Here is a 23,163-nt window from a genome sequence, read left to right on the forward strand (position 1 = left end):
CGAGGGAGGAATAGATGTCGGGCAATCTGGTCGGTGAATTGATCCTCTGGCTGATCGTCGCGATCGTCGTGATCGTGGTCGGCGTCTACATCGTGAATTGGCTCTATCACCGCTCCTCCAAGGAGACCTCGTTCGTCCGCACCGGTTTCCTCGGCGAACGCGTGGTGATCAATGGCGGCGCCTTCGTGATGCCGTTCATCCACGATTACACGCCGGTCAACATGAACGTGCTGCCGATGGGCATCGTGCGGTCCAAGCAGGACGCCGTGATCACCCGCGACCGCATGCGCGTCGACATCGAGGCCGACTTCTATGTCCGCGTGCAGGCGACCCGCGAGGCCGTGTCGATCGCAGCCGCCACGCTCGGCCGCCGCACCATGGAGCCCGAGCAGCTCCACGCCCTCCTCGCCGGCAAGTTCATCTCGGCAATCCGCTCGGTTGCTTCCGAAATGACGCTGGAGCAGATGCACGAGCAGCGTGGCGAGTATGTCGCCCGCCTCAAGGCCAACGCGACGGAGGCCCTCGCCCAGAACGGCCTTGAGCTGGAATCGGTCGCCATCACCGATCTCGACCAGACCGATCTCGAATTCTTCAACCCCTCGAACCGGTTCGACGCCGAAGGCCTGACCCAGCTGATGCAGGACATCGAGGCCAAGCGGAAGCTGCGCAACGACATCGAGCAGGACTCGATGATCAGGATCCGCACCCGCAATCTGGAGGCCGAACGGCAAGCTCTGGAGATCGAGCGCGAGAGCGAGACCGCGCGGCTGGAGCAGGAACGCGACATCGAGATGCGCCGCGCGCTCCAGCGCACGGAAGTCGCCCGCGAGCGCGCGCTGCGCGAGACCGAGGCAGAACAGGCGCAGATCTCCGCGCGTGAGACCATCGAGCGCGCCCGCATCGCCAATGACCAGGCGATCGCGGAGGCCCGCATCGCCTCCGAGCGCGAGACCCGCCAGAAGGAGATCGAGCGGACCCGCACCATCGAGGAAAAGGAGCTGCTGGCACGCGAGGAGATCGAGAAGACCCGGATCGCCAACCAGCGTTCGATCGACACCACGCGGATCGCCTCCGAGCGCGAGGTCCGCCAGCGCGAGATCGAGCGGATGCGCACGGTCGAGGAAGCCGAGATCGCTGCGCGCGAAGCGATCGAAAAGGCCAGGATCCAGCAGGATCGCGTCATCACCGACGCCCGCATCGCCAACGAGGAGGAGACGCGTCGCCGCGAGATCGAGCGCACCCGCGCCGTTGACGAGGCCGAGATCGCCGCGCGCGAGGCGACCGAGAAGGCCCGCATCGCCCAGACGCTGATCGTCAATGTCGAGCGTATCTCCTCGGACGAAAGGACCCGCGCGCTGGAGATCCAGCAGGTGCGCACCATCCAGGAAGCCGAGATCGAGGCGCAGCGCGCGGTCGAGGCCGCCCGCATCGCCCGCGAGCGGACACTCTCCGCGGAGCGCATCGCCGCCGAGCAGAACACGCGGCAGCTGGAGATCGAGCGCAACCAGGCGCTCGACGTCGCCGGCATCGCCGCGCGCGAGACCACGGAGGCCTCACGCATTGCCCAGGAGGAGCGCGTGCGCTCGCTGGAAATCGCCCGCAACCGCGCCGTCGAGGAAGCCGACATCGCCTCCCGCGAGGCGATCGAGGCAGCCCGCATCGCCCAGGAGAAGGCGGTTGCGGCCGAGCGCATCCAGGCCGAGCGCGACACCCGCTCGCTCGAAATCGAGCGCACCGGCGTGCTGGAGGCAGCCGAGTTGAAGCGGCGCGACGCCATCGAGCGCCAACGCATCACGGTCGATCTGGCGCTGGAGGCCGAACGGATCAATTCCTCGAAGAAGCGCGAGGTGCTCAATATCGAGCAGAAGAAGGCGATCGAGATCGCCGACGAGGACCGCGTCATCGCGCTGTCGACCAAGAAGTCCGAGCGGATCGATGCCGACCGCCAGGTCCGGCAGGCCGAAATCGTGGCGCGCAAGGAGGTCGAGACCACTGACGTCTCGCGCGAGCAGGCGCTGGAAGCGGCTCGCATCGAGCGGCGCCGCTCGATCGAGCAACTCGAGGTCGCCCGCGTTCAATCCTTGCAAGAGGCCGAGATCGCCTCGCGCGAGGAGGTCGAACGCGCACGGATTGCATCCGATCGGGGCCTCGACGAAGCCCGCGTCGGCCGCGAGCGCGAGCTGCGCAAGCTCGAGGTCAATCGCGAGAAGGAGGTCGAGACCGTCCTGATGGAGAAGGCCATCGCCATTCATCTGAAGTCCCTGGAAGAGTCCGCCGCCAAGGCGTCGGCCGAGGAAGCCCGGATGCGCGCGACGGAAGCCACCGAGCGTGTCGTCACCGCGCGAGAGAGCGAGATCGCCAAGCGGCGCAAGACGATCGAGGTGTTGCTGGCGGAGAAGCAGGCGGAGGAGACCCGCATCGCGGCCGAGGCCGAGCGCGTGCGCGCGACCGTCGAAGCCGAGGCGCAGCGGATGCTCAACGAAGCCGAGAACGTGCTGACCGATCAAGCCCGCTACTCGCTGTTCCGCCGCAAGCTGCTCGACCGGATCGAGGGCATCGTGCGCGAGAGCGTCAAGCCGATGGAGAAGATCGAGGGCATCCGCATCCTCCAAGTCGACGGCCTCAACGGCAATGGCAATAGTGGCAATGGCGGCCGCAGCGCCACCGACGAGGTCATCGATTCCGCCCTGCGCTATCGCGTTCAGGCGCCGTTGATCGACTCGATCCTCGCCGACATCGGCGTCGAAGGCGGCAGCCTCTCCAAAATGCCGGGCCTGATCCGCGAGGCCCGCGACATGCAAGGCATCAAGGAAGCCGCGCGCAAGGGCGGCGGGGGCGGAGGTGGCGGCGAGAAGCCGGCGGCCTCACCAGCCCCCTCGGCCGAAGGTGGCGAACCGCCGGCCGATCGCGGGCCGCGGAAGAAGAGCTGAGGTCGCGCCATGGCTCGCGTTTACGTCTCCACCGTCGTCAATGCCCGCAACGACCGCGTCTGGGCGCGGGTCCGCGATTTCAACGGCCTGCCGAACTGGCATCCGGCGATCGCCGAAAGCCGTATCGAGGGCGGCGAGCCCTCGGACAAGATCGGTTGTGTGCGAGATTTTCGCCTGCGCAACGGCGATCGCATCCGCGAAAAGCTGCTTGGCCTCTCCGACTACGACATGTTCTGCACCTATTCGATCCTGGAATCCCCGATGGGTGTCGAGAACTACGTCGCAACCCTGCGGCTGACCCCCGTCACCGACGGCGATCAGACCTTCATGGAATGGACCGCGGAGTTCGACTGCGCGCCGGAGCGGGAGACCGAGCTCGTCAGCAATATCGGCGGCGGCGTTTTCCAGGGCGGGTTCGATGCGCTCAAGCGCGTGTTCGGAGGCTAGCCGTGCCGCATGTCGTCAAGAGCACGATCCTGGATGCACCGACCGATGCGGTGTGGACCGTGCTGCGCGATTTCAACGGGCACGATCGTTGGCACCCGGTTGTCGCGACGTCCTCGATCGAGCGCGCGCAGTCCTCCGACAGGATCGGCTGCATCAGGCGGTTCAAGCTCAACGACGGCTCCGAGCTGCGCGAACAGTTGCTGGCGCTGTCGGATCTCGAACAGTCCTTCAGCTATTGCCTGCTCGATACGCCGATGCCGATGTTCAACTACGTCGCCCATGTCCGACTGCTGCCGGTCACCGACGGCGACCGCACCTTCTGGCAATGGGAGTCCCGCTTCACCACCAAGCCGGAAGATCGCGACCGCATCACGCTTATGGTCGCCGAAGACATTTACCAGGCCGGGTTCGAGGCGATCCGCCGCCATCTGAAGGAGGCCGCATAATCATGGCCGTGACAGTGAAGACGTTTGCAAGCGCAAGCGAAGCGGCCGGGGCGCTGTCCTCGGACCGCAGCGCGCGCTATCTCGGCGGCGGCACGCTGGTGATGCGCGCGCTGAACGAGGGCGATGTGGCGGTCGCGACCGTCATCCGCGCCCAGGACCAGGCGCTGACCAGGATCGACGCCTCCGGCCCGCGCGTCACGCTCGGCGCCGGCGTTACCTTCGCGCGCGTCCTTGCCGAGCGCGACCTCGCCTTCCTGCACGCGCCCGCCCGCTCGATCGGCGGTCCCGCCGTCCGCAACATGGGCACGGTCGGCGGCAATCTCTTCGCACCCAGTCCCTATGGTGATTTCACCGTCGCGCTGCTGGCACTCGATGCGACCGTCGCGGGCGCGGGCGGCTTTGGGTCACGCGACATCCCGATCGAGGAGTTCTTGCAGGCGCGCGACCGGCAGGCGGGAACCTTGGTGGTGTCGGTCTCCTGCACCCGGCCGGCGAGCAGCGAAGCGTTCCGCTATCGCAAGATCGCCCGCATCAAGCCGAAGGGCGGCTCGGTCGTCACGCTGGCGGCGCATCTGCCGATCAGTGGCGGACGAATTGCAGGCGCCCGGATCGCGCTGGGATCGATGGCGCCGACCCAGATCCGTGCCCGTGCCGCCGAGCGTGCGCTGGAGGGCCGTTCGCTGGATGCCACGACCATTGCGGCGGCCGCATCCGCTGCAGCCGAAGGAACATCGCCATCCGACAACGCGCTCGGCAGCGCCTGGTATCGCCGCGAGATCGTCGGCGTCCACCTGCGGCGCCTGCTGTCGGGACAGGAATAGGGCCCATGTCCAAGATCCCCCTGCAATTTCGTCACAACGGCCGCGACGTCGCGATTTTCGTCGATGGCGGCACCAATCTGCTGGTCGCGCTCCGCGAGCTGATCGGCGACATGACGCCGAAATTCGGCTGCGGCCAGGGCGGCTGCGGCACCTGCAGCGTGCTGATCGACGGCGAGCTTCATCTCTCCTGCCTGACGCTGGCGGAGACCGTGGGCGGCCGTTCGATCGAGACGCTCGACGGCATGAAGCAGGGCCCGAATTTGCACCCGCTGCAGCGCGCCTTCGCCGACCATTTCGCGGCCCAGTGCGGCTATTGCACGCCGGGAATGCTGATGGCGGCAAAGGCGCTGCTCGACCGCAATCCCTCGCCGAGCCGCGACGAAGTCGTCGAGGCCATCTCCGGCAATATCTGCCGCTGCACCGGCTACGAGCCGATCATCAACGCCATCCTGGCTGCCGCCGGCGGCCGGGTCAGCGCCTGAGGTCAAACATGCTGGAACTTCGCAAGGACATCTTCGCCGACGAGCGCGACGATAATCTCAATGAAATCGGCAAGGGCACCCAGCGCCAGGACATGCTCGGCCATGTCACGGGGACGTCGAGCTATTTCAACGACCACAAGCTGCAGGGCATGCTGCACCTGAAGGTCGTGCGCTCGACACAGGCGCATGCAAGGATCCGCCGCATCGATACGGCCGAGGCCGAACGTTCGGCCGGCGTGCGACGCGTCATTCGCGGCACCGACGTGCCGGTCAATCTCAACACCTTGCTCAGCCTGATCAACTTCGGCAAGGACGACGAGCCGTCGCTCGCGGTCGACAAGGTCCGCTACAAGGGCGAGCCGATCCTCGCGATCGTTGCCGACAGCGAGCGCGAAGCGTTCGAGGCGATCGCGAAGGTCAAGGTCGATTACGAACCCCTGCCGACCGTATTCGACGTCGAGGATGCGCTGAAGCCCGGTGCGCCCGTGGTCAACGAGACCTATCCGAAGAACGCGTTCATCTATCACGACGCCTACGACCATCAGCGCCTGCGCTTCGGCGATGCCGATGCGGCGCTCGCGAGCGCCGATCACGTGCTGGAGCAGCGCTACCAGATGTCGCCGATCGAACACGCGCCGACCGAGACCAACGGCGCCATTGCGGCGCCCGACACCAACGGCCGTTACGTCGTCTACACCTCGACCCAGGCACTGTTCTTCTCGGTCGACACTTGCGCCAAGATCCTGGACGTGCCCTCCAACACCTTCCACTTCATCGGCGGCACCGTCGGCGGCGGCTTCGGCGGCAAGGTCGACACCTTGACCGAGCCGCTCGCCATCCTCGGCGCGATGCTGACGGGACGCCCCGTGCGCTACGTGTTCGGACGCGAGGAGGAGATGCAGTATGGGCCGCCGCGCGGCGCCGAACGCATCTACATCAAGGACGGCGTGATGCGCGACGGCCGCATCGTCGCCCGCAAGATCCACGCTTATTTCGACAGCGGCGCCTATACGCGGCTGTCGAGCTACGCCGCGGTGAAGTGCGCGGCACATCTGCCGGGCCCCTACACCATCCCGAACGTCTATGGCGACGTCTACTGCGTCTTCACCAACCGCACGCCCGCGACCGCCATGCGCGGCTTCGGCGTCACCGCGATGGATTTTGCAATCGAATGCCAGACGGACAAGCTCGCGAACCTCGTCGGCATGGACCCGATGGAGTTTCGCATTCTCAACGCCTATCGCGACGGCGACATGAAGGCGCACCGGCGCGAGGCCAAGAACACCGCACTGATCGAATGCGTTCAGGTCGCGGCCGAAAAGGCCAAATGGCCGATCCGCGACGAGTTCAAGCGCGCTTCCTCGCGCAAGGACGGCGGCGGCAGCCGCGCGGCGATTCCGCCGACGCCAACGGATCCGCGCGCGCGTCCGGCTGCGCCTGCGCAGCAACGCACGAGCTATGACCGCGCGACGGTGACCGCAACGCGGGAACCGCCGCGTGATCCGCCCCCACCGACACCGCCGCCTCCGCCGCCGCGTCCGGCCGCGCCATCCCACGGTGCGACGCGGTTCTCATCGGTGTTCGGCACCAGGAGACGCTGACATGACCCGGCATCGCGGACGCGGCATGGCGTCGATCAACTATCCCATCGGCATGAACCTTGGCGGCGATCCAAGCCAGGCCCTGGTTCACTCCAATCCCAGCGGCAAGTTCACGGTGGCGCTGTCGTCGATCGACTTGGGCCAGGGCATGAAATCGGTGACGCGGCAGATCTGCGCCGAGACGCTGGGAGTGCCGGTCGAGGACGTCTATGTCGACACGGCGGATTCCGACACCGGCCCGCATTGCATGGGCTCGTTCGCCTCGCGCGGAACGCATCGCGTCGGCAATGCCGTGATGGCCGCGGCTCGCGAAGCGCGCGGCGTGATGATGGAGGCTGCAGCCGAGGAGCTCGAAGTCAACGCTGCCGATCTCGAAACCGACGGCCGCGGCAACATCCATGTCAAGGGCGCACCGCATCGCTCGATCTCGACCAAGGACGTCGCGATTGCCGCGCAGTTCAAGCAGGGAAAGACCATCTCCGGCCGCGGCATCTTCCTCGTTCCCCTCTCCAACGTCGATCCGGAGACCGGCGAGATGTCGCCGGCGACCTGTTACGCCCATGCCTGCCTGGTCGCCGAGGTCGATGTCGACGACGAGACCGGCGAGGTCGCGATGGTGCGGATGGATTCGGCCTACGAGCTCGGCCGCGCGCTGAACCCACGTCTGGTCGAGCAGCAGCTGGTCGGCGGCGCCTGGATGGGCGTCAGCCACGCGCTTTACGAGACGACCGAGCCGCACTATCCCGAACTCGCGCACGGCCCGCGCGACTTCGTCGAATATCTGATGCCAGGTCCGGGCGACATCTGCCCGCACGACATCGCGGTGCTGGAACGCCCCGCCCCCGATGGTCCGTTCGGCGCCAAAGGTCCCGGCGAGATGTGCGCCAACCCGGTGCTGCCGGCCGTCGCCAATGCGATCTTCAACGCCGTCGGCGTGCGCATCGACGACCTGCCGATCACGCCCGAAAAGGTGCTTCGCGCAATCAAGGCCCAGGGCGGCGCGCGGCCGCAGGCGCGGCGCTAGAGGATCGACCGTGGCAGTTCGCAGCAACATCGTCGGCATCGACAGCCCGGAGGCCTTGGAGAAGGCGCTGCGCGCGGCTTATTACCTCGCCGACGAGGGCCTTGCGACATCAGCCTATCTCGGCCTCGCGCTCGGCAAGCCCCTGCTGCTCGAAGGCGCGCCGGGCGTCGGCAAGACGGAGGCGGCGAAAGCGATCGCTGCCGTGCTCGGCCGGCGCCTGATCCGCCTGCAATGCTACGAGGGCATCGACGCCTCTGCCGCACTCTATGAGTGGAACTACCCGCGCCAGATGCTGGCGATCCGCCAGGCCGGCGACGAGAGCATCGACATCTATGGCGAGACCTTCCTGATCGAGCGTCCCATGCTCGCCACGCTCCGCGCGCCCGACTCCACCGTGCTGCTGATCGACGAAATCGACCGCGCCGATCAGGAGTTCGAGGCCTTCCTGCTGGAATTCCTCTCCGACTTCCAGATCTCGATTCCCGAGCGCGGCACGGTGCGCGCCGCCGAACGCCCCGTGGTCGTGCTGACATCGAACCGGACGCGCGATCTGCACGAGGCCTTGCGACGTCGCTGCGTCTATCACTGGATCGACTATCCGACCGCGGAGCGCGAGGCGCGGATCATCATGATGCGCGCCTCCAGCGTCGCCGAGGCCACCGCCCGCGCCGTCGTCGCGGCCGTCGAGAGATTGCGGCGCGAGCCCCTGAGCAAGGCGCCCGGCATTGCCGAGGCCGTCGACTGGGCGGAGGCGGCGACGCTGCTGCATAACGGCGGCGCGCGCTGGCCGGATGCGTTCAAGCGCTCGATCGGGGTGGCGCTGAAGGACGAAGAGGATCTGCATTTCATCTCGCCGCGGCTCGATGCCATGCTCGCGGAGGTGACCGCATGAACACCGAGCCGCAGCTCCCGCGCGCCGCGCGCATCTTCGTCGCCTTCGTCCCGCTGCTGCGCGCGAACGGCTTTGCCGTCGCGCCGGAACAGACGACGACGTTCATGGCCGCAATCGAGCTGCTCGGCCCGCGCAGCATTGAGCACATCAGGCAAGCCGCACTGGCCACACTGGCTCCCCCGCCCGAACGTCGCGCGACCTTCGACCGGCTGTTCGACCTGCATTTCCGCGGCAGCGAGGCCATCGAGCGCACCCCGGACGGCGAAGACGACGAGACCGTCCGGCTTCAGGAGGAAGGCCGCGGTGATGAGGAACCGCTTCTCTCCGATGAGGCCAACGAGTCCGGTCTCACCGCGACCCGAAGCGAGGCGCTGGTCGAGCGCCGTTTTGGGGCGACATCGAGCACGGATGCATTGCGCCGCCTGGCACGGGAGGCGCCGCGGCGGTTGCCTCGGCGGCGCGGCCATCGCCGCATGCGCGCCCGACGCGGCCCGTTTGCCGATCTCCGCCGCACCTTGCGCGACTCTGTCCGCAGCGACGGCGAGATCCTGCGGCTCGGCCACATGAAGCGGCGCCAGCGCCCGCGCAAGATGCTGCTGCTGATCGACGTTTCGGGATCGATGAAGAGCCGCACCGAAGAGAACTTGAGGCTCGCGCATGCGCTGGTGCAGGCGGCCCCCAATGTCGAGGTGTTCACCTTCGGCACGCGGCTGACCCGCATCACCCGCCCGCTGCGGCTGAAGCGCCGCGAGCAGGCCATGAACGCCGCCGCGCATCTGGTCAGCGACTGGGACGGCGGCACCCGCATCGGCGACGCACTTCAAGCTTTCCTCGCCGTGCCCCGCTTCGGCGGCTACGCGCGCGGCGCCGCTGTGGTGATCGTCTCCGACGGACTCGAGCGCGGCGAGACCGACGCACTTCGCGACGCCGTCGCGAAGCTGTCGCGGCGGGCCTGGCGCCTGAGCTGGCTGACGCCGCTGGCGACGAGCGCTGGTTTCCGCCCGCAGACCGAAGCGCTCGTCACGATCGAGCGCTTCGTCGATGACCTCGTGGACGGCGGTTCGAGCGCATCGATCGTCGCCCATATTCTGGCGTTGGGACGAAGGAGAGCGGCGTGACCGGCATTGTCGACGGCCATCATCATATCTGGCGGCAGGCCGACCTGCCCTGGCTGACCGGTCCCATGCAGCCCCGCATCTTCGGCCCGTATGAGCCGATCCGGCGCGACTATCCGATCCAGGAATATCTCGATGACCTCGAGGGCACCGGCGTCACGCGATCGGTCTATGTGCAGACCAACTGGGCCAACGACCGTTTCGAGGACGAGGCCGCATGGGTGCAGCAGACTGCCGACGAACACGGCTGGCCGCACGCGATCGTCGCCTATTCCGACTTCTCCGTGGACGACGTCCGCCCGCAGCTCGATCGCCTGAAGCGCTACCCACTTGTGCGCGGCGTGCGTATGCAGCTGCACTGGCACGAGAACCCGCTCTACCGCTTTGCGGCCCGGGCGGATCTCTGCGCCGATCCGATGATCCGTCGCAACGTCGCGCGTCTCGCCGACTACGGCTGGAGCTTTGACCTGCAGGTGTTCGCTCCGCAGATGCCGGACGCCGCAACGCTGGCCGAGGCCTGCCCCGACGTGACCTTCATCCTCCAGCATGCCGGCATGCTGGAGGATCTCTCGCCTTCCGGCCGCCCCACGTGGCGCAGCGGGATGGCCCGGCTTGCGGCCTGTCCGAACGTCGTCTCGAAACTGTCCGGGCTCGGCACCTTCATCCATCGCAACGATCCCGCGCACATCGCCGCCGTCCTCACCGACACCGTCGCGATCTTCGGCGCCGAGCGCTGCCTGTTCGGCTCCAACTTCCCGATCGAGAAATTGTGGACCAGCTATCGCGAGCTCGTGGGCGCCTTTCGCACGGCGGCCGCGCCCTTCAGCGCGGAGCAGCAGGACGCCATCTTCAGGACGACCGCGACGCGCGTCTACCGGATTTGACAGACAGAAACAGATGAGGGAGGGCAACGAATGGCGTTGGAGATCAAGATCCTGGACTATGGCGATATCGAACTGGAATCGAGCTTTCTGGTGCTCGGCCGCGACTGCGGCCGCACCCGCCGCGTCCTCACCCTCGGCTTCCTGATCCTCGGGGGGAAATATCCGGTCGTGGTCGACACCGGCTACCGCTCCAACCAGATCATGGAGACTCTGGGCATGCGCGGGCTGCAATACCACGAGAACATGATCGAGAACCAGCTCGCGCGCCACGGCGTGCGCATGGGCGACGTCCGCTTCGTCTGCCACACCCATCTGCACATCGACCATGCCGGCAAGGACGATCTGTTCCCGATGAACACGACCGTCGTGCTCAACCGCAAGGAGCTCGAATATTCAGTCTCCGGCCTGATGCATCCGCAATATCCGGCGCCCGACATCAAGCACCTGATCGACCGCCTGCACACCAAGAGCGCGCTGCGCTTCCTCGACCTCGAGATCACCGGCCCGATCGAGCTGATGCCCGGGGTCTATTGCGACGCTGCCAACGCGCACACCGAGGGCTCGATGAACGTCATCGTCGAGACCGCCGACGGCATCGCCACCATCTGCGGCGACGTGATCTACGATTTCAACGACCAGATCGTGACGCCCTTCAACGAGATCAACGATTGGGAGCCGCGCACGACGGGCAACCATGGCACCAGCAAGCGCGCCGAGAAGGCCTCGATCAAGAAGCTGCTGAGCAATTCGCGCTACCTGCTGCCGGTGCACGACCGCCCCGCCAAGATCGAAGGCGGCAACGTCGTCGGGCGCCTGCACGATCAGGTCCCCGGACCGATCGTGCAGTCCTTGCCCGCACGCAACTGGTTCCCGGCCTGAGATGATCGGAGGGATCGACCGATGACGCACGTCACCTTGCGAAGCGAATTCGAAACCCTGGTGGACCCCTACGCGCCGGTCGCGCAGGTCGGCACCGGCTTCGACTTCACGGAGGGGCCGATCTGGCATCCGGTCGATCACTATCTGCTGTTCTCGGACATGCCGGGCGACGTACGCCGTCGCTGGGACGCGCGGCGCGGTGTGGCCGAGGTCAAGCGTCCCTCGAACAAGTGCAACGGCATGACCTATGATGCCGAGCTCAATCTGATCGTCTGCGAGCACGCGACATCGTCGCTGATCCGCGAACGGCCGGACGGGCGGCGCGAGGTGCTGGCTTCGCATTTCCAGGGTCAGGAGCTGAACAGCCCGAACGACGTCTGCGTGCACTCCTCCGGCGCGATCTATTTCTCGGACCCTTGGTACGGCCGCATGCCGGTCTACGGCGTCGAGCGGCCGCGCCAGCTCGGCTTCCAGGGCGTTTATCGTCTCGTGCCCGGCAGCGAACCGAAGCTCGTGGTCGAGCGAAATTTGTTCGACCAGCCGAACGGGCTGTGCTTCTCACCGGACGAGACGCTGCTCTATGTCAACGACACCGTGCAGGCGCTGATCCGCGTCTTCGACGTCAACGCCGACGGCTCGCTGTCGAATGCGCGGGTGTTCGCAAGCGGCATCCGCTCCGAGCTGGAGGCCGGCCTGCCCGACGGCATGAAATGCGACCAGCATGGCAATGTCTGGGTCACCGCGCCCGGCGGCGTCTGGGTCTATTCGCCGCGCGGCGAGCTGCTCGGCAAGGTCCGCGTGCCCGAGATGGTCGCCAACCTCGCCTGGGGCGGACCGGATTTCCGCACGCTGTACCTGACCTCGACGCGTTCGGTCTACGCCATTCCGACCAAGGTCGGCCCGCGGCATGAGCCTTATATGAGCGGCCGGAGAAGCGGCGGCGGCCAGGCGGCAAGCGCCTCGCCGGCGGCGCCGATCCTCGCCGATGGCGACATGCGGCTCGATCCGCAGCGCTGTGCCATGATCATCCAGGACCTCCAGAACGACGTCATCATGGATGGCGGCGCCTTCGCCGAGTCCGGCGCGCCGGGACATGCGAAGCAGCAGCACGTCGTCGAGAATGTCCGCCGCCTCGCGGAGACCGCGCGGGCCCGCGGCGTCGCCATCATCCACGTCTGGTTCGTGGTCGAGCCGGGCGCGCCCGGCGTGACGCTGAACGCGCCGCTTTTTGAGGGTCTCGTCGACAGCAAAGCGATGGTGCGCGGCAGCTGGGGCGCGGCGCCCGTTTCCGGCCTCGAACCGCGGCCAGGCGATTTCGTCGTCGAGAAGATGCGGATGAGCGCGTGGGAAGGCACGCGGCTCGAGACAATCCTCAAGGCGACCGGGCGCGACATGATCATCAACACCGGTGCCTGGACCAACATGTCGGTCGAGCACACCGCCCGCACCGGGGCCGACAAGGGTTACTTCATGATCGTGCCCGAAGATTGCTGCTCGACCATGAACGCGGAGTGGCACAATGCCTCGATCAACTTCGCCATGCAGAACGTCGCGATCGTCACGAGGGCAGACGCCGTCATCAACGCGCTGAGATGAGCGGTGGCAAAGCTCCTGCACCTCTCCTGCTCACCGCGCGCCGACTCCGAGTCGACCGCCGGCGCGCGCGTCTTTCTTGACGGCTTTCGCCAGGCCCGGCCCGACTGGGACCTCGATGTCATGGACCTCTGGCGGGAGCGGATGCCGGAATTCTCTGGCCCCATCGTCGAGGCCAAATATGCCCGGCTGAACGGACAAGCCTTCAACGACGCGCAGCGCGACAGCTTTGCCGAGGCGGAGCGCATGGCGCTGCGGTTCTCGTTGGCCGATCGCGTGCTGATCTCGACGCCGATGTGGAACTTCGGCATTCCCTACAAGCTCAAGCAGTGGTTCGACATCATCGTGCAGCCCGGGCTAACGTTCCGGTTCGACCCCTCGCAGGGCTATCTGCCGCTGCTCAAGGACCGGCCGACGCTGGTGATTCTCGCCAGCGGCAGCGACTTTGCCACCGGCATGAACCGCGGCCGCATCGACATGGCGACGCCTTACCTGCGCGACATCCTCCGCTTCATCGGCATCGACAATGTCCGTTTCGTGCCGATCGGGCCAACCACGGGACCGCAGCAGCCGATCGAGGCCGCGCGGGACAGGGCCCATCGACGTCTGGCCGCAATGGCCACGAATTTTTGAGCAATTGGCAACGCCGGCCCCCGTCTAGGGAGGCCCGATTTGTGCTGAGGCTTGCGCATCCCCTGGTCGGGCTTGGCGATAGACGTGCCCCGGCTCCGCCCACAGGAATGCGGCGACCGCAGCAGGATTGATTCACCGCAAGAGCACGGAGCGTGGTCCTGATATTCAGGCTTCCAATCAGCAAGGAATGGTCGGATGACGCTGAAGAATTGGTGCGCGGTTCTGGTGATTTCGGCGGGCGCGGTCTCATCCGCGATCGCCCAATCCGACTTCCCGCCCTCCGCGAACAGCAAGCAAGAAGCGCCTCGCCTCGTCGAGGTCATGAGCATGGCCCAACTTCAGCATCTCAAGTTGTGGCATGCAGGCAAGGCGGGAAACTGGGACCTCGCCGCGTATGAATTGCGCCAATTGACCAACAGCTTGGCCGAAGCCGCCATTTTCTACCCGGCAATTCCGATTAGCAACGTGACCACGATGAAGGAGCCGCTGCTCTCGATCGCGGACGCGATCGCGACGGGAGACAATCGCAAGTTCGCCGTTTCCATGCGCGGGCTGACCGACGGCTGCAACGCCTGTCACACTTCAATGGGACGCGGCTTCATTGCGATCTCCGTTCCGACCGGCGGGCAACCGCCCGCCAATCAGATCTTTTCGCCATCCGGAAGCGGCAGGAAGAAATGATGCGGCCGGGCCGAATGATCGCGGTCCCGGCTCTCGTGGCGGCGGGCCAATGATCAGGTGGCGTCTGGATAAATTCGCTCGCGGTGGACTTCCCGGCCGCTCTCATCGATGACGATGACCTGCAGGTCGGGATGGCCTTTCGGCTTCTCTCTGCGCACCTTATCGGCGAGATTCTTGCTGTGCACGATGGCGGCACCATCGCTCACCAGTTCCAGTCCGGACCTGTCCCGGGCGGGTACACCGTCCTTCACGTCGAAATAATATGTGGGCATGAACTCCTTCCCGCGTCTTCACGCGGCTCGTTTGACGCCATCATCCCGGGAAAAAGGAGCTGCCGAGGGTGGGGTGGCCCGCGGCGACCGGAAAATCAAATCATAATGGGACAGACGGGTCGAAATCTTGACCCGGATCAAATCCGGGACAATCAGGCAGGTCTCAAAGGACCCCATTCTTTGCGTAGGGCAATCTTTGCGTAGGGCAATCGCATATTTCAGCGATTTTCGCCATCCTTCGAGACGCCCGCCGCTGGCGGGCCTCAGGACGAGGACCGAGTGCGCGGCACGTCAAGCTGCCAGCGCCGTCATGCGGCGACCGGCTTGCTTCCTTCGGAGCGCTTACCTCGCAACGGCGCAAACTGCTCGGATGTCAGGGTCTCATTTGCGATCAACAGTTCGGCGCCGGCATCGAGATCTGCCCGCCGGTGCTGGAGGATCTCCCGGGCGCGGCGGCCTCCCTCCTCGATCAGGTTACGTACGGCGAGATCTATCTCGCGGCCGGTTGCCTCCGCGGCCGCAACGATCTTGTCCTGCGCCGCCACGAGAAAGGCCTGCGGCTTCGACGCATAGGTGCGTTGCCCCACCGTCTCGTCCATACCGTACTTGGTCACCATTTCGATCGCGACTTCGGTCGCACGTTGAAGGTCATCGGCTGCACCGGTCGAGATCGCTCCGTCGAAGATCAGATGCTCCGACGCGCGCCCTCCCATCAGCACAGCGATGCGGTTCTTCAGTTCCTCGACCGTCAGCAGGAACCTGTCTTCGGTCGGACGCTGAATGGTGTATCCGAGCGCGCCGATTCCGCGCGGGACGATGGACACCTTCTGCACGGGATCGACGCCGGGCAGGCTGGCCGCAACGAGGGCATGACCCATCTCGTGATACGCAACCCTGCGCCGTTCGCCCTTGCTGAGTACCCTGCTCTTCTTCTCGATGCCGGCGACGATCCGCTCGATCGCCGTGACGAAATCGTCGAACGTGACCTCCTCGGCGCTCCGTCTGGTCGCCGCGATCGCGGCTTCGTTGATGAGGTTTGCGAGGTCGGCCCCGGTGAAGCCGGTCGTGAGACCAGCCACCTTGTCGAGATCGACGTCTTTGCTGGTGTGAATCTTGGGGGCGTGCACCTTCAGGATCGCAACGCGCCCGATCTTGTCCGGCCGGTCAACCAGCACCTGCCGGTCGAAACGGCCTGCGCGCAGCAGCGCCGGATCCAGGACCTCGGGCCGGTTGGTGGCCGCCAGCAGAATGACGCCGGCGCTCGGGTCGAAGCCGTCGAGCTCGGACAGGAGCTGATTGAGGGTCTGCTCCTTCTCGTCGTAGCCGCCGAACGATTGCGGCCCGCGGCTGCGTCCCAGCGCATCGAGCTCATCGACGAAGATGATGCATGGGGCCGCCTTGCGGGCCTGCTCGAACAGATCCCGAACCCGGGCAGCGCCGACACCGACGAACATCTCCACGAATTCCGAGCCCGAGATCGAGAAGAACGGGACGCCGGCTTCTCCCGCGACCGCGCGGGCCAGCAGGGTCTTTCCCGTCCCCGGCGGTCCGACGAGCAGGATGCCCTTGGGAACATGCGCTCCCAGGCGACCATAGCTCTTGGGATCCCTGAGGAACGACACCACCTCCTGCAGCTCGAACTTCGCCTCGTCCACCCCGGCGACATCGGCGAAGGTGACCTTGATGTCCTTCTCGACGTAGACCTTTGCGCGGGACTTGCCGATCGACATCAGCCCGCCCAGGCCCTGGGCGCCACCGATCCCGCGGCCCATCCAGAACCAGATCAGGAAGAAGGCGATGACCGGGAAGATCCAGGACAACAATGTCTGCAACGCTCCACCACCGGGAACGCCGGTAACGCTCACGCCCTTCGCCGCGAGCTTTTCGGCCAAGGCCATATCGACCCGGGCGGTGACGAAAGCGGATTTGCCGCCCGGAAGCGGCTCTTTCAATTTCCCCTGGATCGTATCCGAGCCGACGGACACTTCCGTGATCTTGTCCTGGGCGAGCAACTGCTCGAACTGGCTGTAGGGAATGGTTTCGGTCGAACTATACATAGCAAGGCCGAACTGCAGCATGACGAGCAGCAAGCCACCCGCCAAAATGGCAGCCATCGCGAGGCCCGGCTTCCGTGAACCTTGATCGGACTCCAACCTGCTTCTCCCATCGCCATCAGCTGCAGCTTGACTGGTAATGAGGAACGGCGGGTCTCCGCTTGATTCAGCTCAACACCGCCGACCGTGGCGGCGCATGGCGGTCCGGATAGGCGTCCGCGGAGGCCGGTGCGTTTTGCCCGGCCATCGCACGCCCTCCGATTGTGTCGGCGTCAATGCGACATCAGCAGGCAGGTCGGAGCCTGCTGCAACAGGCTCTGCGTCATGCCGCCGAAAATCCATTCTCCCAGTCGGCTATGTCCATACCCGCCGGCTACGACGAGGTCGGCACCGACGTCGGCGGCCAGCCGAACGAGATAGCCTGCGTCGGGTTCCGCCGTATGCACGCGCACCTCGTGCTGGCAATTGACGCCGTGCCGCTGAAGATACCTGGCAACGTCTCGCACCCGATCACGCGCGGAATCCTGTTCGCTCGACGTGCAGATTTCGGCGATCGTGACTTGCGAAGCCCGCGTCAGAAACGGCAGTGCATCGCGAACGGCCAGTCGCGCCTCCCGGGCATCTTTCCATCCGACCACGATCCGATCACCCGACAATGTGGTGACGCCGTCCGGCACCGCAAGGATCGGACGGCCCAGCCGCAACATGGCTCCGGCCGCATCGAGGTAGTGAGTGGATTTGGCCTTCAGCTGGCTGCGCCGCACCACGACAAGGTCCGCCGCCCTGGACTGCTCGACCAAGAATTCCGTCGGAAAGCCAATCGCCCAACGCCATTCCACCTTTTCGCTCGGCAGGCGAACGATGCGCCTGAACCATGCCTCCTTGGCCGAAAGAGTTGCGCGCATCCGCTCGAGATCGTCGGCGGTCGTCTGCTCGATGATCACGCCTTCGGCGACGAACGGAGGCTCTGTTGCGATGGCCGAGACGCCGAGCAGGGCTGCCCCAAAGCTGTTCGCGACGCCTTCGGCGACGGCAATCTGCCCTTCGTCCTGCTGCTGGGAATCGACGTAGACCATGACGCTGGCAAGAGACATAGCGTTGCTCCTTTGCTCGGATCATCCCTTTATCTCGCGTTTCCCGGCTATCCCGTTGACGCAAATCAAGCGGTCCTGCGGACGGTCAGTTACTGACGTCCAGTCAAGCCAGGAATCGCTTCTCTTCAGATGACCGATTCATCCGTCGACATTTCAGGTAATCTGCGCCGCCGGCTCGGCCTTCCCTTGCTGGTCCTCTACGGGACCGGCATCACGATCGGCGCGGGTATCTATGTTCTGATCGGCGCCGTGGCCGGGCACGCCGGCGCATATTCCGTATGGTCGTTCCTGCTGGCAGCCTTGGTCATGGGGCTCACGGTGGCATCCTACGCGGAGATGGCGACGAGGTATCCGGTGAGCGCCGGTGAAGCAGCCTATGTACGAGCTGCGTTCAATTCCCGGCTGCTCTCGACGATCGTCGGGCTCCTGACATTGTGTACCGGTGTGGTCGCAGCCGGCGCAGTCACTCTGGGGAGTGTCGGCTATATCAGGCAATTCGTCGATCTACCCCCGCCAGTCATCGTCGTCGCGGTCGTCATGTCGCTGGGAGCGATCGCGGCCTGGGGGATTCTTGAATCCGTCGTGTTGGCCGGTGTGTTCACGGTCATCGAAGCCGGAGGGCTCGCATGGATCATCCTCGCAGCCATTTGGCATATGCCGTCGTTCCCCTCGGCGCTCGTTGCCTTTCCTCCGATGAACGCAGCAGCGCTCTCGGGAATTGCCTATGCGTCCCTGCTCGCGTTCTTTGCCTTTGTCGGATTCGAGGACTTGGCGAACGTGGTTGAAGAGGCCAGGGTTCCGCACAGGGACATTCCGCGCGCCATGGTTCTCACCCTCCTGATAACATCAGTCCTCTACATTCTCATCGCTGCGATATCGATTACAGCCGTGCCGACCGATCGCCTGACCGCCTCGCCTGCTCCGCTCAGCCTGGTATTCCGCACCGTAACGGGCATGGAGCCCGTGCCGCTCAACGTGATCGCCGTCGTCGCAACGCTGAACACCGTCCTCGCCCAAATGACCATGGCCGCGCGCGTCATTTACGGAATGTCGCGGCAAGGCGACCTGCCGCGCCTGCTATCTCGTGTCCACGCGAGCACCGGCACACCTGTGATTGCGACCGGCCTGGTCATGCTTTCCGTGATCGCCCTCGCGCTCGCATTTCCGATCGAACGACTGGCCACCGGCACCTCGGTCGCCACGCTGGCGACGTTTGCGATGGTCAACCTGTCGCTGCTCTGCATTCGCGCGCGCCATGTCCATTCGGTCGAACGGCACGTTCGGATCCCGATCTGGGTGCCGATCCTGGGGTTCTTGACATGTCTGACCATGATCGGGGTTGCGATCGCTTAGGGACCGCACTTCCCGGCCAAGGAGCGGGCTCTGTGCGGTCTTTCGCGAACAACGGATTGGGATCATCAAATGACGAACGATACCGTCGCTAGCTGTAGAAGATACCTCCGTCCACGTTAAGGGCTTGGCCGGTTACAAACGCTGAATCATCGGACGCGAAAAACGCCACGGGCCCGACGACGTCTTCCGGCTGCCCGAGCCTGTGCAGGTCCGTGACCTTTTCGAAATAGGCGACCCGCTCGGGATCGCGAAGATTGTTCATCCCCATCTCCGTCATGATGATGCCCGGGCATACGGCATTGACCGTGATGCCGAAGCCTCCGAACTCCATGGACGAAACCCGGGTGAAGCCGACCACGGCCGACTTCGACGCGGCGTAGTGGGACTGTCCCGGACCGCCCGTTCGGGCCGCGAGCGAGGCGATGTTGACGATCCGTCCGTATTTGCGTTCCTTCATGTGCGGCACCAAGGCCTGGGTCATCTGGAACACGCCGCGCGTGTTGACGGCGAACGTCTGATCCCAGGTTTCGGTGGTCAATTCCTCGATGGTCGCCAGCCTGAGTATTCCCGCATTGTTGACGAGGACGTCGACGTGCCCGAGATCCCGGACCGCTTCAGCCACGGCGCGCCTGCAATCGGCGGCGTTGCTGACGTCGCCCAGCACCGGGATGCAGCGGCGGCCAAGCTCCTTGACCTCGGAAACGGTCTCGAGGAGGACCTTCTCCTGCGCTGCGATGTCGGTCAGCGCGAGATCGTAGCCTCGCCTCGCAAGACCAAGCGCTATCGCGCGACCAATTCCACGGCTTGCTCCGGTCACGATCGCATGTCGGGCCATGTTGCGTTCTCCCCTGTCGTTCGGATGAATGTTTCTTGATGGTGTGGATGGATCAGACGCGAGCCGGCTTGCGGACCGGGAGGCTGTTCATGGCCTTCACGGTCTCTTCGAACGACACGAGATTGGCGCCCGAGCCCAGCCCCGTCGCGACAATCGCGGCCGTCGCGGTCGCGAGCCTGGCGCAGTCGAGCAAGTCCCAGTCGCGCGCGAGACCGGCGATGAAACCGCCCGTGTAGGAATCGCCGCATCCCGAGGTGTCGCGAACCGCAACCTCGAACGCCGGCACCGTGAACTGACGTCCGTCACGCGTCATCACGAAAGAGCCATCGGCACCGAGAGAGATGGCGCAGGCCCCCGCTCCCCTCTCGATGAAGAACCGCGCACACGCGGCGGGATCGTCGGTTCCGACCATGGCACTGGTCTCGTCGATGCTCGGCATGAAGAAGTCGACGTAAGGCAGCAACGGTTCGACCAGCGCCAGCGTTTCGCCTCGCGCCTGGATCAGATCAAGCGTCGTCGTGCAGCCGGCCGCTTTCGCGTCCCGCAGCAAGGCAACGGATGGCGCGCCGTCCATCGCGAGCAGGGAGCCGACCCCGCCGAGATGCAGAATCTTGCTCCGGCAAGCGGCCATTTGCGCTTCGGGCGCGATTCGCCAGCGGGCAGAAGCCCCCCTTGCGTGCATGACCGGACGCGAGCCGTCGGGCCGGATCGGCAGGATCGTGGCCGAGGTCGGACTGCCGGCCATCCGCTCCATGAGGGAAATATCGATGCCTTCGCGCTCCAGCGCGTTCAGCATCCAGTCTGCCTTCTCGTCGGAGCCGACGGCGCCAACCGCGAGCGCCTTCAGACCGAGACGCGCGCAAGGCACAACCGTTCCGCCGGCCGTGCCTGCCACCGCGAGCCGGATTTCTTCGATCAGCAAGCGTCCGCCACCGGGCGGAATCTCGGTGACCGGGACCCCCAGAATATCCAGAATATACGTGCCGCAGACGCTGACGTCGTGAGTGTTTGCCATGAGTTCTCGCAGGAAAGTGGTTTGAGCGGGATTCATCTAGCTCGGTTGCAGGGGAATCTTGAGCGCGCCGTCGTTGTCGCGCAGGCCGTACTGCCCCCACCGCTTCAGGATGCTGTCGATCTCCTCGTCCGGCAGCAGCGGAGGAGAGCCAAGCTGAAGACAACCGTGATATTGCTTGGCAAGCACCTCCACCTCCACCGCGAGCCACATCGCCTTGCGCAGGTTGGGACCTGTGGCGATCAGCCCGTGATGGGCGAGCAGGCAGGCGCGTCGATAGCGAAGCGCGTCAAGGGCCGCCTGCGACAGTTCGGCCGTGCCGTATTGGGCGTAGGGTGCGCAGGGGATGTCGTTGCCGCCGGCGGCAGCGATCATGTAGTGAATCGCGGGGATCGCGCGATTCATGATCGCGATGATGGTGCAGAAGATCGGATGCGCGTGAACGACGGCGCCGACCTCCGGCTTCGATCTCAGGATGTCGAGGTGAAAACGCCATTCCGTCGACGGAACGTTGCCGGCCGACGCGGCCCATGAACCATCCCACTTCATGGCCACGATGTCTTCCGGCTTCATGCGGTCGTATGGAAGACCGGACGGCGTGAGCAGCATGCCGTCGTCGGTTCGGACGCTGATGTTTCCGGACGTCCCCTGGTTGATGCCTTGTGCCGCCATCTCGCGGCACGCGTCGATGACGGACTGACGAAGCTCGAGCTCTGTTTCGCGACTGGTCATGTGCTGTTCCGACTCTCGTTCATGTCGTTGCTCCAAGCTGAACCTGGCGGTCGACCAGCAGCCACGTGGTTCGTGCGACCGCCAACACGTCCTGTTCCGAGCTCAACAAAGCGCTCTCGGCAAAGAGCTTGCGGCCCTCCCGCCCGGTCGGCCAGGCCGTCACCACGCAACGATCGCCGGGGCGTGGCCGGCGCTCGATCCGCGCCGCCATGCGTCCGAGCAGGGCCGTCTCGTTTCCGTTCAAGCCCAGATGACGGGCGCCCACGCTGCAATAGCCGGTGGGACAATCGAGGGCGGCCCAGACGAATTCGGGCGCGACGTAGCCGTCGTCGCGGGACAGGCTGCCATGAGGTATCCAGGACGCCGCGAACACCACGGGCTTGCCCGGGACTGCGCCCGCCTGCAGCGGACCTGCGAAGATCCGGAGACCGTCGCCATGGACACGCGCGGGGCCGCAGACAAAGCAAGCCGGAAGGTCGTGGGTCTGCTCGTCGTAGGGGGTTCTGCGGACCGCCTCTTCGGCGGCTTCGTAGCTCACTTTGGGAACGTCCAACACATCGATGCCCGTTACATGCGCCGTCGCGAGCAGCTTGTCGTTCTCGCGCAGCTCGATGGTGCCATCAGATGCGGTCAGGACGTCGAGCGGTCGCTCCAGCGGTGGCGGCGCGCGTAACGTGACTTCGGCGTCTCCGGCGACGTGCCTTGCGAGACATCCGCATACATAGCCTCCGTTGCCGGAGTTCGGCGGTCCCCGGAAGCGTCTGTCGATGACAAGCGATACCATTGCGGTCTTCGTCCGAGGCGTTCAGCGGCCCATCGCAAAGAATTCGTCGTTCGGACGCATGCTGGTGACGTTGGCGAGGCGGTTCGACATCCCGAAAAATGCAGCGATGGCCGCGATGTCCCAGACGTCCTCCTCCGTGAATCCGTGTCCCTTGAGATCCCGTACGTCGACATCGTCGACCTCATAGGCGCGCGCCGAGACCTTCATTGCGAAATCGAGCATCGCCCTTTGCCGCGCGGTGATATCGGCCTTGCGATAGTTGACGGCGACCTGGTCTGCGATCTGCGGGTTCTTCGCCCGCACGCGCAGGATCGCGCCGTGTGCGACGACGCAATACTGGCATTGATTGGCGCTGCTGGTCGCCACCACGATCATCTCGCGCTCGGCCTTGGTGATCGGCCCGGGCTTGTCCATCAGCGCGTCGTGATAGGCGAAGAACGCCCGAAACTCGTCCGGGCGATGCGCGAGCGTCAGGAAGACGTTGGGCACGAAGCCGGACTTCTCCTGAACCGCCTCGATCCGCGAGCGGATATCCGCAGGCAGGGTCGCGACGTCGGGGACGGGAAAGCGGCTGATGGCGGGTGCAGACATGTTGCAAG

General features: G+C 65.4%; 23 protein-coding genes. 15 read left to right on the plus strand and 8 right to left on the minus strand.

Features of this window, described 5'->3' with window-relative positions; genetic code table 11:
* Positions 1-14 precede the first annotated feature (14 nt).
* From IVB24_RS30500 to IVB24_RS30565, 14 genes are all read left to right on the plus strand, one after another.
* Positions 15-2,930: a flotillin family protein gene (locus IVB24_RS30500; RefSeq protein WP_247770190.1), complete on the plus strand. Its 2,916-nt coding sequence runs from the start codon at positions 15-17 to the stop codon at positions 2,928-2,930.
* 9 nt (positions 2,931-2,939) lie between these two features.
* Complete coding sequence (locus tag IVB24_RS30505; protein ID WP_018643039.1) at positions 2,940-3,377, plus strand: SRPBCC family protein; 438 nt, start codon at positions 2,940-2,942, stop codon at positions 3,375-3,377.
* A gap of 2 nt (positions 3,378-3,379) precedes the next feature.
* Positions 3,380-3,823, plus strand: a complete 444-nt coding sequence (locus tag IVB24_RS30510; RefSeq protein ID WP_166475815.1) for an SRPBCC family protein — start codon at positions 3,380-3,382, stop codon at positions 3,821-3,823.
* Between the two features lie 2 nt (positions 3,824-3,825).
* Entirely contained in the window at positions 3,826-4,644 is an 819-nt protein-coding gene (locus tag IVB24_RS30515) for an FAD binding domain-containing protein (RefSeq protein WP_247770191.1), read from the plus strand.
* Positions 4,645-4,649: 5 nt separating this feature from the next.
* Entirely contained in the window at positions 4,650-5,126 is a 477-nt protein-coding gene (locus IVB24_RS30520; RefSeq protein WP_094974130.1) for a (2Fe-2S)-binding protein, read from the plus strand.
* An 8-nt stretch (positions 5,127-5,134) separates the two neighbouring features.
* Entirely contained in the window at positions 5,135-6,727 is a 1,593-nt protein-coding gene (locus IVB24_RS30525; RefSeq protein ID WP_247770192.1) for a molybdopterin cofactor-binding domain-containing protein, read from the plus strand.
* Position 6,728: 1 nt separating this feature from the next.
* Positions 6,729-7,751 (plus strand): molybdopterin cofactor-binding domain-containing protein, encoded by a 1,023-nt coding sequence (locus tag IVB24_RS30530; protein ID WP_247770193.1) that lies wholly within the window; start codon positions 6,729-6,731, stop codon positions 7,749-7,751.
* A 10-nt stretch (positions 7,752-7,761) separates the two neighbouring features.
* Complete coding sequence (locus IVB24_RS30535) at positions 7,762-8,643, plus strand: MoxR family ATPase (RefSeq protein ID WP_140480732.1); 882 nt, start codon at positions 7,762-7,764, stop codon at positions 8,641-8,643.
* Positions 8,640-9,761, plus strand: coding sequence for a VWA domain-containing protein (locus tag IVB24_RS30540; protein ID WP_247770194.1), 1,122 nt, complete (start codon positions 8,640-8,642; stop codon positions 9,759-9,761). Before IVB24_RS30535 ends, IVB24_RS30540 begins: the two co-directional genes overlap by 4 nt.
* Positions 9,758-10,642, plus strand: a complete 885-nt coding sequence (locus IVB24_RS30545) for an amidohydrolase family protein (RefSeq protein WP_247770195.1) — start codon at positions 9,758-9,760, stop codon at positions 10,640-10,642. The genes IVB24_RS30540 and IVB24_RS30545 overlap by 4 nt, the downstream gene beginning before the upstream one ends.
* Positions 10,643-10,672: 30 nt before the next feature.
* The gene (locus tag IVB24_RS30550) at positions 10,673-11,521 is read left to right on the plus strand and encodes an N-acyl homoserine lactonase family protein (RefSeq protein WP_094891173.1); all 849 of its coding nucleotides are present in this window, start codon (positions 10,673-10,675) and stop codon (positions 11,519-11,521) included.
* Between the two features lie 21 nt (positions 11,522-11,542).
* Positions 11,543-13,117 carry an isochorismatase family protein gene (locus IVB24_RS30555; protein WP_247770196.1) on the plus strand — a complete coding sequence of 525 codons (1,575 nt, stop codon included), beginning with the start codon at positions 11,543-11,545 and terminating at the stop codon, positions 13,115-13,117.
* Between the two features lie 3 nt (positions 13,118-13,120).
* Positions 13,121-13,747, plus strand: coding sequence for an NAD(P)H-dependent oxidoreductase (locus tag IVB24_RS30560; RefSeq protein ID WP_094974123.1), 627 nt, complete (start codon positions 13,121-13,123; stop codon positions 13,745-13,747).
* A gap of 195 nt (positions 13,748-13,942) precedes the next feature.
* Positions 13,943-14,428: a hypothetical protein gene (locus IVB24_RS30565; RefSeq protein ID WP_247770197.1), complete on the plus strand. Its 486-nt coding sequence runs from the start codon at positions 13,943-13,945 to the stop codon at positions 14,426-14,428.
* 53 nt (positions 14,429-14,481) lie between these two features.
* On the opposite strand, the gene IVB24_RS30570 is transcribed toward IVB24_RS30565, so the two are convergent.
* From IVB24_RS30570 to IVB24_RS30580, 3 genes are all read right to left on the minus strand, one after another.
* Entirely contained in the window at positions 14,482-14,700 is a 219-nt protein-coding gene (locus IVB24_RS30570) for a hypothetical protein (RefSeq protein WP_247770198.1), read from the minus strand.
* Positions 14,701-15,008: 308 nt separating this feature from the next.
* On the minus strand, positions 15,009-16,814 hold the full coding sequence (ftsH, locus tag IVB24_RS30575; protein ID WP_244607451.1) for an ATP-dependent zinc metalloprotease FtsH: 1,806 nt from the start codon (positions 16,812-16,814) through the stop codon (positions 15,009-15,011).
* Positions 16,815-17,026: 212 nt separating this feature from the next.
* Positions 17,027-17,848, minus strand: a complete 822-nt coding sequence (locus IVB24_RS30580; RefSeq protein ID WP_247770199.1) for a universal stress protein — start codon at positions 17,846-17,848, stop codon at positions 17,027-17,029.
* 129 nt (positions 17,849-17,977) lie between these two features.
* On the opposite strand from IVB24_RS30580, the gene IVB24_RS30585 reads away from it, so the two are divergent.
* Entirely contained in the window at positions 17,978-19,201 is a 1,224-nt protein-coding gene (locus IVB24_RS30585) for an amino acid permease (RefSeq protein ID WP_166468493.1), read from the plus strand.
* An 88-nt stretch (positions 19,202-19,289) separates the two neighbouring features.
* Here the strand turns inward: IVB24_RS30585 and IVB24_RS30590 are convergent, their stop codons facing one another.
* Genes IVB24_RS30590 through IVB24_RS30610 form a run of 5 tightly spaced genes read right to left on the minus strand, consistent with a single transcriptional unit; the run spans position 19,290 to position 23,155 of the window.
* Positions 19,290-20,036, minus strand: a complete 747-nt coding sequence (locus IVB24_RS30590) for an SDR family NAD(P)-dependent oxidoreductase (protein ID WP_166468492.1) — start codon at positions 20,034-20,036, stop codon at positions 19,290-19,292.
* 52 nt (positions 20,037-20,088) lie between these two features.
* On the minus strand, positions 20,089-21,051 hold the full coding sequence (locus IVB24_RS30595; protein WP_094974116.1) for a sugar kinase: 963 nt from the start codon (positions 21,049-21,051) through the stop codon (positions 20,089-20,091).
* Positions 21,052-21,087: 36 nt separating this feature from the next.
* Positions 21,088-21,780, minus strand: coding sequence for an L-fuculose-phosphate aldolase (locus tag IVB24_RS30600; protein ID WP_094974115.1), 693 nt, complete (start codon positions 21,778-21,780; stop codon positions 21,088-21,090).
* Between the two features lie 19 nt (positions 21,781-21,799).
* The gene (locus IVB24_RS30605) at positions 21,800-22,564 is read right to left on the minus strand and encodes a hypothetical protein (protein ID WP_247770200.1); all 765 of its coding nucleotides are present in this window, start codon (positions 22,562-22,564) and stop codon (positions 21,800-21,802) included.
* A gap of 21 nt (positions 22,565-22,585) precedes the next feature.
* The gene (locus IVB24_RS30610) at positions 22,586-23,155 is read right to left on the minus strand and encodes a peroxidase-related enzyme (RefSeq protein WP_094974113.1); all 570 of its coding nucleotides are present in this window, start codon (positions 23,153-23,155) and stop codon (positions 22,586-22,588) included.
* Between the last annotated feature and the right edge of the window lie 8 nt (positions 23,156-23,163).

It is taken from the genome of Bradyrhizobium sp. 192 (genome assembly GCF_023100965.1).
Lineage (GTDB): Bacteria > Pseudomonadota > Alphaproteobacteria > Rhizobiales > Xanthobacteraceae > Bradyrhizobium > Bradyrhizobium symbiodeficiens.